The sequence below is a fragment of the Streptomyces albidochromogenes genome (assembly GCF_005981925.1).
Taxonomy (GTDB): domain Bacteria; phylum Actinomycetota; class Actinomycetes; order Streptomycetales; family Streptomycetaceae; genus Streptomyces; species Streptomyces albidochromogenes.
The window spans coordinates 1-12,328 of sequence record NZ_VBVX01000204.1; the positions used below are offsets into that span (position 1 = coordinate 1).

11 protein-coding genes are annotated in these 12,328 nt (G+C 74.1%); 7 read left to right on the plus strand and 4 right to left on the minus strand.

What is annotated here, in order from left to right; genetic code table 11:
* The first annotated feature begins 174 nt into the window (after nt 1-174).
* Both E2E34_RS23395 and E2E34_RS23400 read left to right on the plus strand, forming a co-directional pair.
* Nucleotides 175-999, plus strand: a complete 825-nt coding sequence (locus E2E34_RS23395; protein ID WP_138903888.1) for an ABC transporter permease — start codon at nt 175-177, stop codon at nt 997-999.
* A gap of 256 nt (nt 1,000-1,255) precedes the next feature.
* Nucleotides 1,256-1,837 (plus strand): TMEM165/GDT1 family protein, encoded by a 582-nt coding sequence (locus E2E34_RS23400; RefSeq protein ID WP_138903889.1) that lies wholly within the window; start codon nt 1,256-1,258, stop codon nt 1,835-1,837.
* A gap of 34 nt (nt 1,838-1,871) precedes the next feature.
* Here the strand turns inward: E2E34_RS23400 and E2E34_RS23405 are convergent, their stop codons facing one another.
* Together E2E34_RS23405 and E2E34_RS23410 are read right to left on the minus strand one after the other, a co-directional pair.
* Complete coding sequence (locus E2E34_RS23405; RefSeq protein ID WP_138903890.1) at nt 1,872-2,537, minus strand: HAD-IA family hydrolase; 666 nt, start codon at nt 2,535-2,537, stop codon at nt 1,872-1,874.
* Nucleotides 2,538-2,663: 126 nt separating this feature from the next.
* Nucleotides 2,664-3,677 carry a peptidoglycan-binding domain-containing protein gene (locus tag E2E34_RS23410; protein ID WP_138903891.1) on the minus strand — a complete coding sequence of 338 codons (1,014 nt, stop codon included), beginning with the start codon at nt 3,675-3,677 and terminating at the stop codon, nt 2,664-2,666.
* Between the two features lie 144 nt (nt 3,678-3,821).
* On the opposite strand from E2E34_RS23410, the gene E2E34_RS23415 reads away from it, so the two are divergent.
* Nucleotides 3,822-5,885, plus strand: coding sequence for an MDR family MFS transporter (locus E2E34_RS23415; protein ID WP_138903892.1), 2,064 nt, complete (start codon nt 3,822-3,824; stop codon nt 5,883-5,885).
* A gap of 36 nt (nt 5,886-5,921) precedes the next feature.
* Here the strand turns inward: E2E34_RS23415 and E2E34_RS23420 are convergent, their stop codons facing one another.
* Nucleotides 5,922-6,398, minus strand: a complete 477-nt coding sequence (locus E2E34_RS23420) for a GNAT family N-acetyltransferase (protein ID WP_138903893.1) — start codon at nt 6,396-6,398, stop codon at nt 5,922-5,924.
* Between the two features lie 100 nt (nt 6,399-6,498).
* Between E2E34_RS23420 and E2E34_RS23425 the strand changes: the two genes are divergently transcribed.
* Nucleotides 6,499-7,140 carry a hypothetical protein gene (locus E2E34_RS23425; protein ID WP_138903894.1) on the plus strand — a complete coding sequence of 214 codons (642 nt, stop codon included), beginning with the start codon at nt 6,499-6,501 and terminating at the stop codon, nt 7,138-7,140.
* Nucleotides 7,140-7,694, plus strand: coding sequence for a hypothetical protein (locus E2E34_RS35610; RefSeq protein ID WP_167518361.1), 555 nt, complete (start codon nt 7,140-7,142; stop codon nt 7,692-7,694). The genes E2E34_RS23425 and E2E34_RS35610 overlap by 1 nt, the downstream gene beginning before the upstream one ends.
* Before the next feature lie 27 nt (nt 7,695-7,721).
* Here the strand turns inward: E2E34_RS35610 and E2E34_RS23435 are convergent, their stop codons facing one another.
* Entirely contained in the window at nt 7,722-8,057 is a 336-nt protein-coding gene (locus tag E2E34_RS23435) for an antibiotic biosynthesis monooxygenase family protein (protein WP_138903895.1), read from the minus strand.
* Nucleotides 8,058-8,454: 397 nt separating this feature from the next.
* On the opposite strand from E2E34_RS23435, the gene E2E34_RS23440 reads away from it, so the two are divergent.
* Together E2E34_RS23440 and E2E34_RS23445 are read left to right on the plus strand one after the other, a co-directional pair.
* Nucleotides 8,455-10,476 carry a bifunctional glycosyltransferase 87/phosphatase PAP2 family protein gene (locus E2E34_RS23440; RefSeq protein WP_138903897.1) on the plus strand — a complete coding sequence of 674 codons (2,022 nt, stop codon included), beginning with the start codon at nt 8,455-8,457 and terminating at the stop codon, nt 10,474-10,476.
* Nucleotides 10,477-10,751: 275 nt separating this feature from the next.
* The coding region (locus tag E2E34_RS23445) for an ATP-binding protein (protein ID WP_138903896.1) at nt 10,752-12,328 on the plus strand (1,577 nt) is incomplete at its 3' end.

Below are 12,328 nucleotides of genomic sequence, written 5' to 3' on the forward strand. Positions count from 1 at the left end.
GGGTGGGCGGACGGGATGGAACCGTGCCGGTGCCGCCCGTCGCCGGGCTCGGTCAGCTTGGTGGCGCCGGGTTGCCGGGGGATGGGCGCCAGGTAACAGCGTGACGACATGAGCACGTCACATCAAGACTTCTGACGTTCCGACACCGTTCCTCCACCGTCCTAGAGTTGAGCGGTGCCCGCCCCGCCCGCGACACCCCTCGCCGCCGACGCCCAGGTCCTGCTGCCCGTCGGCGGCACCCTCGCGGCGGTGCTCGCCGTACTGCTCGCGGTCGCGGTCACGGTCGTCGCCTGCGCGCGCCTGTCCGACGACGGGTCCCGCGGCCGGGCCCGCTCGGTCGCCGCCGCCGGGGTGCGGGCCGCCGTCCAGCTCGTCGCCGTCTCGCTCCTGATCGGCTGGGTCGTACGCTCCGGATGGCTGCTGCTCGCCTTCCTCGCCCTGATGTACGCCGTCGCCGTACGCACCGCAGGGCGCCGCGTCACCCCGAACGGCACCTGGTGGTGGGCCGCCGTGCCGATCGCCGCCGGCGTCCTCCCGGTCGTCGCCGCGCTCCTGCTCACCGGCCTCGTGCCGGCCGGCGGAATCGCGCTCGTGCCCGTCACCGGCATCCTCATCGGCGGCGCCCTCACCGCGACGGTGCTGGGCGGGCGGCGGGCGCTGGACGAGCTCGCGGTGCGGCGCGGGGAGGTGGAGGCGGGCATGGCGCTCGGCCTGCCGGACCGCGACGCCCGGCTGGAGGTCGCGCGCCCCGCCGCCTCGGACGCGCTGCTGCCCGGTCTCGACCAGACCAGGACGGTGGGCCTGGTCACCCTGCCGGGCGCCTTCGTGGGGATGCTGCTGGGCGGCGCGTCGCCGCTGCTCGCCGGGGTGGTGCAGCTGTTCGTCCTGGTCGCCCTGCTCGCGGTGCAGGCGGTCGCGGTGGCGGCGGTGCTGGAACTGGTCGCGCGGGGGCGGCTGCACCGCGACGGGGCGCGGGAGCGGCGGGGCCAAGGTCCCTGACCGGGCCGGGACCCGGTCGCGTACCCTGTACGGAGCAGAAGGGGAGTAGCTCTTCGCCGGACCGTCGACATACTGCTGAGCACGCCTCAGCCGGCGCCCGGAGGCGGACAGGAGTCCCATGGGACTCACGGCCGCCAGCGAGACCTTCGGCCGCAGTGTTGTTGTCTTCTACGACGCTGCCGTGCCGAAGCGACCCCTGATCCACGCAGGTTTCTCTCGGCGCGCGCAGCCCGACCGATTGAGGAACCCACCTCCCGTGATCAGTTTCACCGTCATGGCGATCACCTTCGGCACCGTCTTCCTCGCCGAACTGCCGGACAAAACCGCCCTCGCCGGACTCGTGCTCGGCACCCGCTACCGCGCGTCGTACGTCTTCGCGGGCGTCGCCGCCGCCTTCGCCGTGCACGTGGCCCTGGCCATCGCGGCGGGCAGCGTCCTGACCCTGCTGCCGCACCGGCTGGTGCAGGCGGTCGTGGGCGTGCTCTTCCTCGCGGGCGCGCTGGTGCTGCTCTTCAAGAAGGACGACGGCGAGGAAGAGGTGAAGGCCCCCGCCGACCAGTCGTTCTGGAAGGTCTCCGGGGCGGGCTTCATGCTCATCCTGGTCGCGGAGTTCGGCGACCTCACGCAGATCATGACGGCCACCCTCGCGGCCCGCTACGACAACCCGGTGTCCGTGGGCGTCGGCGCGGTGCTGGCCCTGTGGGCCGTCGCGGCCATCGGCATCGTGGGCGGCCGCACCCTGATGAGGTACGTACCCCTGGCCCTGATCACGAAGGTGGCGGCGGCGCTGATGCTGGCCCTGGCGGCGTTCAGCCTGTACGAGGCGGCCGTCGGCTGACGGGCGCGGCGGCCCGAAAGGCCGCGGGCGGGCGTCAGGCGGTGACGCGCAGGTTCAGCGTCCCGTCGGCGAGGGCTTCGATCCGGATCCGCGTGAGGTCGTCCACGTGCACCGTCGGGTGGTGGGCGGCCGCGCGGGGTCCCACGCCCGCCACGCGCATCCCGGCCGCCAGGCCCGCCGCGATGCCCGCCTCGGAGTCCTCGAACACGACGCAGTCGGCCGGCGCGTGGCCGAGCTCCGCCGCGCCCTTCAGGAAGCCCTCGGGGTCCGGCTTGCTCGCGCCCACCCGCTCGGCGGTGACCCGGGTGGCCGGCATCGGCAGCCCGGCGGCCGTCATACGGGCCTGCGCCAGCGCCTCGTCGGCCGAGGTCACCAGGGCGTGCGGAAGGCCGGAGAGGGCGGCCAGGAAGGCGGGGGCGCCCGGTACGGGGACGACGCCGTCCACGTCGGCGGTCTCCTGGGCGAGGAGCTCGCGGTTGTCGGCGTGGTTTTGCTCGACGGGGCGGTCCGGCAGGAGGACGGCCATGGTGGCGTACCCCTGGCGGCCGTGCACGACCTTGAGGGCCGCCTCCGGGTCCAGGCCGTGCTCCTCGGCCCAGCGGCGCCAGACGCGCTCCACGACGGCGTCGGAGTTGACCAGCGTGCCGTCCATGTCGAGGAGGAGCGCGCGGGCGTTCAGGACGGTGTCGGTGGCCGGCATCGGCGTACTCCAGGCAGCGGAAGAAAAGACAAGCGGCCCCGCCCGCCGGTCAGGGAAAACGGGCGGAGGCCACTTTGTTTCTCCACGATACAAAAAAGTGGGGGCTCCGCGCCACTCCGGCTCTTCTCAGGGCTCCCGCGTCTCCGCCTCCAGGGCCCGACGGGTGTGCGGACCGTACGTCCCGGCGGGGTCGCCCTCGATGCCCCGGGACGCCTGGTACGCGGCCACGGCCCGCTCCAGCCGGTCGTTGTACCGGCCGTTGTCCGGGCCGTCGTAGTACTGGGCCTGCGCCAGCCTCGCCTGGAGCTCCGAGACCTCGGGCCCCCGGTCGCCCCTGCTCAGCACCGCCCCGGCGGGCTCCGTGGCCCGCTCCTCGGCGTCGCCGGTCGGCGCCGCCGGCGGCGCCGACGCCGAAACCGCAGCGTCCGGCTCCGGGCCGGCGGGTGCGCCGTCCGACGCGTCGGCGGGACCCGGCGCCGTGGCGGCCGCCGGCGCGACGCCCGACGCGGACGCCGACGCCACGGCGACCGAGGCCGAGGAGCCGGGGAAACCGGGGGAGGAAGACGCGCCCGCCGACGGCGCGCGCGTCGCGGCGGACTCCGACGCCCGAGGGGCGTCCGCCGTCGCCGGCGCGCTGGTCGGCAGGTCCGGCAGCGCGAACTCCTGCTCCTCGCTCCCGGAGAACAGCCCGCCCGCGAACCCCGCGACGCCCACGACCGCGACGACGGCCGCGCCCGCCGCGAGCCACAGCGCGGGGCCCCCGCGGCGCTGCTCCCGGCGGCGCGCGGAACGCTCCGTACGGGAGCCGAAAGCGTACAACTCGTCCGTGGCGCCCGCGTCACCGGCGGCGTACGGCGCCGTGTCCGCGCCGTCGTGGAGATCCGCGTACGCCTCGCCCGCGCCGGGCTCCACCGCGCTCAGCACCCCCAGCGGCATCGTGAGCGCGGGGGCGCCGTCACGGCCGGGCGCGGGAGAGGCCGCGGGGGCGTACGCCGGCGGCTGCCCGTGCGTGACGTACGGACGTATCCGCAGCGGGTGGAACTCCTCCGCCGCCCGCTCGGCACACCCGCACCCGGGTCTGCCGTCCTCGGACGCGGCACCCCGGTCCGTACCGCACTCAGGACATGTGTGTCCGTTCACCGTGGGTCCCCTCCCTCGAACTGCAGCGATTATGCAGACCGGCGGACGGGAAGCCCAGCGCGGTCCGGGCTCGGCAGGCCATATCGGCCCACAACGATCAGGATGGAAGGGTGCACGACTCCCAGGGGACCCGAGGAGTAGTCCATGGCCCAGCAAGCGAGCGGCGCTCCCGCCGCGTTCCCGGTGACCGGACCCGGCACCGGACCGGGCGAAAGCCGGCGGACCGTTCTCGTAGCCATCGGAGCGCTGCTGCTCGGCATGCTGCTCGCGGCGCTCGACCAGACCATCGTCTCCACCGCCCTGCCGACGATCGTCAGCGAACTCGGCGGCATGGAGCACCTGTCGTGGGTCGTCACGGCGTACATGCTGGCGGCGACGGCGGCCACCCCGCTGTGGGGCAAGCTCGGTGACCAGTACGGCCGCAAGAAGCTCTTCCAGGCCGCGATCGTCATCTTCCTGATCGGCTCCGCGCTGTGCGGCGTCGCGCAGGACATGGCGCAGCTCATCGGCTTTCGCGCGGTCCAGGGACTGGGCGGCGGCGGCCTCATGGTGCTGTCCATGGCGATCGTCGGCGACCTCGTGCCCCCGCGCGAACGGGGCAAGTACCAGGGCCTGTTCGGTGCGGTCTTCGGCGCCACCAGCGTCCTCGGGCCCCTGCTCGGCGGCCTGTTCACCGAACACCTCAGCTGGCGCTGGGTCTTCTACATCAACCTGCCGATCGGCGTCGTCGCCCTCCTGGTGATCGCCGCCGTACTGCACATCCCGGTCGGCACATCCCGCCACACCATCGACTACCTCGGCACCGCCCTCATCGCCGCCGTCGCCGCCTGCCTCGTCCTCGTCGCCTCCCTCGGCGGCACCACCTGGGCCTGGGACTCGGCGCAGATCATCGGGCTCACGGTCCTCGGGGCCGTCCTGCTCGTGTGCTTCGTCCTCGTGGAGCGCAGGGCGGCCGAACCGGTCCTGCCGCTGAAGCTGTTCCGACTGCGGACGTTCACCCTCGTCGCCGTCATCAGCTTCGTCGTCGGCTTCGCGATGTTCGGCGCGATGACCTACCTGCCGACGTTCCTCCAGGTCGTGCAGGGCGTGAGCCCCACCATGTCCGGTGTGCACATGCTGCCAATGGTGCTCGGCATGCTGATCACCTCGACGGCCTCCGGCCAGATCGTCAGCCGTACGGGCCGCTGGAAGGTCTTCCCGATCGCCGGTACGGGCGTCACCGCCCTCGGCCTGCTCCTGCTGCACCAGCTGACCGAGACCACCGGCACCTGGGAGATGAGCGCCTTCTTCTTCGTCTTCGGCGCCGGACTCGGCCTGGTCATGCAGGTCCTGGTGCTCGTCGCGCAGAACGCCGTCCCGTACGAGGACCTCGGCGTGGCCACCTCCGGCGCGACCTTCTTCCGCTCCATCGGGGCCTCGTTCGGCGTCGCGGTCTTCGGCACCGTCTTCACCAACCGGCTGACCGGCAAACTCGACAGCGCCTTCGCGGGCCAGCCCGTGCCGCCCGGCACCGGCCCCGACCAGGTGGCGGCCGACCCGAGGGCCATCGCCCTCCTGCCGCCCGGCCTGCGCCCCCCGGTGCTGCACGCGTACTCCACGTCGATCACGGACGTCTTCCTCTACGCCTCGCCCGTCGTCCTCATCGCCTTCGCGATCGCCTGGTTCCTCAAGGAGGACAGGCTGCGCAAGTCGGTGACGGCGCCCGACGCCGGCCAGACGCTGGCGTCCAACCCGGTCGAGCGTTCCTCGTACGACGAATGCGTCCGCGCCCTGTCGGTGCTCACCACCCGCGAGGGGCGGCGCCACATCTACGAGAAGATCACCGCGAAGGCGGGCTACGACCTGCTGCCCGCCGCGAGTTGGCTGCTGCTGCGCATCCAGCGCGCCGGCGCCGTCGAACCGGCCCGGCTCGCCGACCTGACACCGGTGCCGCTGCGGGTCATCACCGACGCCTCCCGGCAGATCGAGGAGCGCGGGCTCGCCGCGCGCGACGCCCTGCAACTGGTGCTGACGGACAAGGGGCGGGAGGCCGCCGCCAAGCTCACGAAGGCCCGGGAGGATTCCCTGGCCGAACTGCTCGGCGACTGGTGGGGGCCGGACCGGCCGACCGACCTGGTCAAGCTCGTCGAGGAGCTGAGCGCCGACGTGGGCGGCTCCGACGAGGACCGGCCGCACACCCGGGGGCCCGTACCCGATCACCACCTCTGACCCGGGCGCCCCGCACGGGCGTGCCGGGCGGTCGCCTCACAGCGACTTGGCGAACCAGTGCTCGGCGTACGGGCCCCGGTTGAACGCCGGCACCTCCTCGTACCCGTGCCGTGCGTACAGCGCGCGGGCCTCCACCAGGTCGTCGCGGGTGTCCAGCCGGACGCGCCCGACGCCCAGTTCGCGGGCCGCCGTCTCCACCGCGGCCAGCAGCAGCGCGCCGCCGCCGGTGCCCCGGAAGGCGGGGCGCACGTACACCCGCGTCAGTTCGGCGGTGGTCGCGTCGACCACCCGCAGCCCGGCGCAGGCCGCCGGCGCGCCGTCGTACCGGCCGACGACGAACTCACCCGTGGGCCGCGCGAGGCGCTCGACGCCGTCGTCGGTCAGCCCCTCGTCGATCTCCCGCTCGGTCGCCGGGCGTCCCCAGTACCGGCTGGCCACCTCGTCGTAGTAGGCGCGGCGCAGGGCCGTCGACTCGGGGGTGTCGTAGCGCTCGGGGATCACGTGCCAGGTCATGGTCATGTCCCTACCGGAGCCCGCAACCGTTTGGCCAACGGATTACGGGCAACCCGCTGCGGTACAGACCGTTGACAGACCGAGAACCGGGAAGGCAGACATGTCCACAGTGTGGATCATCGCCCTGATAGCGGTGGTCGTCGTTCTCCTCGTCGCAGTCCTTCTCGTCGCCCGGCGGCGCGAGGGCGGCGGCGGGCACGGGCTGAAGAGGCGGTTCGGTCCCGAATACGACAGGGTCGTCGCCCGCCACGACGGCGACACGAAAGCCGCCGAGCGCGAGCTCGAAGAGCGCGTGAAGCGGCACGGGTCGATCGAACCGAGGCCGCTGCCCCCCGAGATCCGCGAGCAGTACGTGGCCCGCTGGGCGGCCGTCCAGGAGCAGTTCGTCGACTCCCCGCAGCGCGCCGTCGCCGAGGCCGACCGGCTGCTGGCGCGACTCGCGGCCGACCGGGGCTTCCCGGCCGACGGGCAGTACGAGGAGCAGGTCTCCGCGCTGTCCGTGCACCACGCCGACAGCGTGCAGGGCTACCGCAGGGTGCACCGCGCGGCGCACACCGACAGCAGCACGGAGCAGATGCGCGAGGCCATGCTCGAAGCGCGCGAGCTCTTCGAGACGCTCGTCACCGCCAAGCCGGCGGACAGCGGCAGGCACCGCCCGCAGCGCGCGGACGACCGCCGCGGCCGCTCGCACACCCCGTGGTCGCTGGGCAAGGGCCACCACCCGAAGGGCAGTGGTGCCTGATGACGTACGACGCCGATCAGAACCCCGGCAACCAGCAGCGACCGCCGGCCGCCGCCCCCTCGGGCGACACCCGGACGCCGACCGGCCCCGGCCCGCTCCCCGGCGCCGAACCCGTGCCCCCTGCCGGACCGGCGGCCCCGGTGACCGCGCCGGCCCCTTCAGGGGCCGCTCACGCGCAGTCCGCGCGCTCCCTGGCCGCCGACCACGCGGACTCGGCGGGGACCGCCCGCACGGGCGCCGCCGGGACCGGTGCCGCCGGGACCGGTCACGCGGAGCCGGCCGAGGCACCGCTGTTCCCGCAGGGCGAGCGCGACAAGCTGGCGCTGCGTCTCCAGCAGGCCGTCAACACCTTCGTGGACGGCCCCCGGCGCGCGGTCGAGGAGGCCGACGGCGTCTTCGAGGAGGCGTCCCGGCGCCTGACCGAGGCCGCGGCCGAACGGCGCGGCTCCCTCCGCTCGGCCTGGGCGGGCAAGGACCGCGAGGCCGAGACGGAGGAACTGCGGGTGGCCCTGCGCACGTACCGCGAGATGACGGAGCGCCTGTTGCGGATGTGACGCGAACCGTGCGGGGCGAAGGGAAGGTCAGCCGTTCTTCGGACCGGCCTGCTGGACCACCTCGAACGACCACAGTGTGGAGCCGGAGGCGGCGGGCCTGGGACGCTCGCCGCCTTCACCCGCGCCCGGGCCGCCCTGGTGGGCGGCCTTCATCGGCCCCTCCATCCACGCCTGGAACGACGCCTCGTCGGCCCACCGCGTGTAGACGAGGTACTGGTCGGTGCCCTCGACGGGGCGCAGCAGTTCGAACCACTCGAAGCCGTCGGAGTTCTCCACGGAACCGGCCCGCGCCGAGAACCTCTTCTCCAGTACCTCGCGCTGCTCGGCGGGGACGGACAGCACATTGATCTTCACGATGCTCATGCGCCCATCCTGCCGCACGGGTCCGGCGAACCGTACGAAGCCCGCGGTTCCCGGGCCTCCTCCCGCGTCGTCGCGGCCTTCACCGACGGTGTGCCGCTGATCGCTCTTCGTCGACCCGACCGGCGGCAACCTGGGCGAAGGTGCCGGGCGGTGACGGGTCCTCGCCCGCCTCGCACGTGATCCACCTCGCGCCCGGCCGGTGCGGCGGGGATGGTGGAAAGCGTGGTCCTCCGGCCAAAACCGGATGACAGTCAGGCGAAGCGGGGGTTGCCTGCGTCTTCTGGACGGGTCAGTGCGAGGCTCTACGCACCCTGTACGCGGGTGCGGGGACAGTGGGGAGGGTCAGCGCGACGTGGCGAATGCGGAGCGGGGCGCAGCGGGCGGCGCCGTCGGGGCGATGGGCGCCGGAGACCGGGTCGGAGCTGCCCGAATAGCACTCTGGGCCGTGGTGGCCGCACTCGGCGTGCGGCAGATCGCGATGCTGCTGCGGACGCCGCCGGGGGAGCGCCTCACCGACCTGGAGACCTGGATCGGCGAAGAGGGCGTACTGCACGTGGCGGGCTCGCTCTACGACGCCGACCGCTTCATCGGTACGCCGTTCGCGGGACTTGTCCTGAAACCGCTGGCCCGCTCCGCCGAGCAGAGCCTCGGGGTGGCCTGGACGTTCGGGACGCTGCTGCTCGTCGCCGTCCTGGGCATGGTCGTCGCCCGCGCGTTGCCGAAGCCCGTCTCCCGGCGAACCGCCCTGCTCGCCGCGCCCGTCGCCGTCACCCTGCTGATGCTGTCCCTGCCCGTACGCAACACGCTCCACCTCGGCCAGACCAGCGTCATCCCCGTCCTCTTCGTCCTCCTCGGCTGCTTCCAGGCGCGCGGAGAGCGCAGCTCGGGCGTGCTCATCGGCATCGCCGCCGCCCTCCAGCCCACGGTGCTGCTGTTCGCGCCCCTGCTGTGGTTCACGGGGCGCAGACGCGCGGCGCTCACCACCGGCGCCACCTTCGCCGGCTGCTCGGCGCTGGCGTGGGCCGCGCTGCCGCAGGACTCCTGGACGTACTGGGTGCACCATGCGGCCGGCGCCGGACTCGGCGCACGGCCCGACAGCCTCGCCAACCAGTCGCTGCACGGCGCGCTGCTGCGCCTCGGGCTCGAAGGGCCGCTGGAGATCGCCCTCTTCCTGCTGCTGGGCGCGGCCGTCGCCGTGGTCGGGCTGCGGCGCGCCGTCCGCTGCGCGCGCGACGGACAGCTGCTCCTCGCCGTCGCCCTGACCGGCTGCGTCGCGGTCGCCGTCTCGCCCACGGCCTGGCAGCACCAACTGCTGTGGGTGCTGCTCGCGGTGGTCGGCCGGGTCGGCAGGCGGGCCTCGGACCGGCTGGTGTGGCCCGCCGCCGTCGTCCTGGTGATGACGCTGCCGGGGACGATGCTGCTGCCGAACGTGGGGCCGCTCATCCCGGTCCGCGACAACGCGCTGCTCGTGGCGGCGCTCGCGGCGGCGTGCGCGGTGCCGTTCCTGCCGCGCACCTCGCCGTACTGGCTCCAGCCGCTGCCCACCGACGTCGCGAGACCCGTGGCGGGCCGCTGGAGCCGGGTGCCGCTGCTGCCCTTCTGGCGCCGCGTGCTCACCCGCCCGAACCTGCTCCTCGAACTCCTGCTGATCCGCGCCGGCTACTCGGCGTACTCGCAGGTGCGCACCGCGGCCGCGGGCGGGCGCGCCGCCGCCGAGGAGAACGCCCGCCACATCGTCTCGGTGGAGCAGTTCCTGCACATCGACGTCGAGCGCTGGATCAACCACGCGGTGGCGAAGGCGGACGGCGTCGAAGCGTTCTTCGACTTCTACTACTCCTCGTTCCACTTTCTCGTGCCGCTGGCGATCCTCGGGCTGCTGTACGCCCGCCGCCCCGCCGACTACCGCTGGGCCCGCACCTCCCTCGGCTTCGCGACCGTCCTCGCGCTGGTCGGCTTCTGGCTCTTCCCGCTGGCCCCGCCGCGCCTGATGCCGGGCCTCGGCTACATCGACACGGTGCACGGTCCGCAGGACCTCACGAGCCCCGAGTACGGCGCGCTGACCGCGCTGACCAACCAGTACGCCGCGATGCCCTCGCTCCACTTCGGGTGGTCGCTGTGGTGCGGCCTGGTGGTCGTCCTGCTCGCGCCGAAGCTGTGGATGAAGCTCCTGGGCCTGCTGCACCCCTTCTTCACCCTGTGCGCCATCGTCGCCACCGCCAACCACTGGGTGCTGGACGCGGTCGGCGGGGCGGCGGTGGTCGGTGCCGGGTTCGGCCTGACCTACCTGCTGGCCGGCCCGCGCGAACTCCGCCCGTCCGCCTCGGCGGAGGCCGGCGCGTCACCGCCGGGCGCGGCCACGCGCGAGGGCGGACAGATCGCGGCGGGCAGCGCGGGATCCGGTTCCGGTACGCCGAAGTAGGTGCGCGCCGGCATCCCCGAGGCCCACGGCCCGAGCACGGCGTGGGGCGCCGGGCGCGGTTGATCCGTCGCTTCCGGATCTTTCGGTCGGTGCGCGAAATCGGGAGGTTCTGCGCAGGCGCCGGAGGCAAGGGTGATCCCGGCCCAGAGGTCTCACGGTCGGTGGTTACCATGGCCAAGGATCAGCGGATCATCGTCGTCAACTCCACTCCTTCCGCGCCCAGATGACGGCCCGTCCGCCGTCTGCCCCCCACACTCCGCATGAGGGACCGTGCTATGACATTGCCCGTCGCCGCCCGCCCGCGCCGTGCACCGGAACGGCGCCCGCCCTGGACCGTGTCGGCGGCCGGCCTCGCCGTGGCCGCCGCGGCCGGCGGCACCGCGGTGGCACTGGCCCCGGACGCGGCGCGCTCCTGGGTGCTCGGGGCCGTCGTCGCCGGCGGCCTGTGCGTCGTCGCGCTCGTGGTCACCGCCGCGGTACTGGCCGACCGCCTCGCCGCCGCGCGGGGCGCCGCCCACCGGGAGCAGGCCGCCCTGCACGAGCGGATCTCCCGCAGCACCGGCGACACGGCGCACCTCGTCAACGTCACGCTGCCGCAGATGGTCCAGCGCCTGCGCGACGGTTCGGACGCCTACGACGCCCTGGCGTCCGCCCAGCGCCCCACCGACCCGCAGCTCGAAAGCGTCCTGCGCATCTTCACCACCGAGCTGGCCGAGGCGGCCCGCCGCACGGCGGCGGCCGAAGCCGCCCGCGACGAGGCCGTAAGCCGGCTCGGCGAGGGCGTGGCCGACCTGGAGCGCCTGTCGGCCACCGCGCTGCCCGCCGCCGTCGCGACGCTGCGCCGCGGCGCCTCCGCCGACACGGTGCTCGCCGCACTCGACATGCCCGGCGAGGGGCGCCTGCGCGTCCTGCTGGAGCAGATGGTGCGGGAACTCGGCGTCAGCGAGCGGCGCGCCGCCGCCGCGCAGGCCGCCAGCGCCAAGGCGCTCGGCCGGGTGCAGGCCAGGGCCGTCAGCATGCTGGCCGACCTGCGCGACATGCAGGACCGGCACGGCGCCGACGTCTTCAGCGACCTGCTCCGGCTCGACCACAGCACCTCGCAGCTCGGGCTGCTCACCGACCGGCTGGCCATCCTGATGGGCGGCCGGGCGAGCCGGGCCTGGAACAAGCCGATCGTCATGGAGAGCATCCTGCGGGGCGCGGTCGGACGCATCGCCGACTTCCGCCGGGTACGGCTGCACTCCGCGAGCACCGTCGCGATCGCCGGGTTCGCCGCCGAGGGCGTCATGCACCTCCTCGCCGAACTGATGGACAACGCCGCGAACTTCTCGCCGCCCATCGACGAGGTCCACGTGTACGTCGAGGAGCGCAGCGCGGGCATCGTCGTCACCATCGAGGACAGCGGCCTGCGGATGTCCGACGCCGCCATGCGCCGCGCCGTGGAAGCGGTCTCCGGCAGGTCCACCGACCTGGCGGCCCTTCAGGGCACCCGGCTCGGCCTCGCGGTGGTCGGGATCCTGGCCGCGAAGTACGGCATCTCCGTGAACTACCGGCCCTCCTCCCGCGGCGGCACCGGCGTGGTCGTCCTGCTCTCGCCGCAGCTGCTGGCCCAGCAGCGCGGTCCGGTGCCGGTGGCGGGCCGGGCGCCGGCGCAGCCGCGTACCGCCCAGGGCTCCGGGCAGACGGCCACGGCCGTGCTGGAGGCCCCCGCCCCCGCCGCGCTGCCCGCCTCCGGCGACCGGCCCGCGCTGCCGCCGCTGCCCTCGCGCGCCGCCGCCGAGGGTTCCGACGACGCCGCGCAGGCCGCGACCCCGGGGGGCCTGCCCGTACGGCCGCCGGGGCGCACGATGGC

What these genes read in the sequence shown, in the direction of transcription:
- E2E34_RS23405 (WP_138903890.1), bottom strand. Translation starts at nt 2,537, where the DNA reads ATGCCGGCCACCGACACCGTCCTGAACGCCCGCGCGCTCCTCCTCGAC.
- E2E34_RS23415 (WP_138903892.1), top strand. Translation starts at nt 3,822, where the DNA reads ATGGCCCAGCAAGCGAGCGGCGCTCCCGCCGCGTTCCCGGTGACCGGA.
- E2E34_RS23420 (WP_138903893.1), bottom strand. Translation starts at nt 6,398, where the DNA reads ATGACCTGGCACGTGATCCCCGAGCGCTACGACACCCCCGAGTCGACG.
- E2E34_RS23425 (WP_138903894.1), top strand. Translation starts at nt 6,499, where the DNA reads ATGTCCACAGTGTGGATCATCGCCCTGATAGCGGTGGTCGTCGTTCTC.
- E2E34_RS35610 (WP_167518361.1), top strand. Translation starts at nt 7,140, where the DNA reads ATGACGTACGACGCCGATCAGAACCCCGGCAACCAGCAGCGACCGCCG.
- E2E34_RS23435 (WP_138903895.1), bottom strand. Translation starts at nt 8,057, where the DNA reads ATGAGCATCGTGAAGATCAATGTGCTGTCCGTCCCCGCCGAGCAGCGC.
- E2E34_RS23440 (WP_138903897.1), top strand. Translation starts at nt 8,455, where the DNA reads ATGGGCGCCGGAGACCGGGTCGGAGCTGCCCGAATAGCACTCTGGGCC.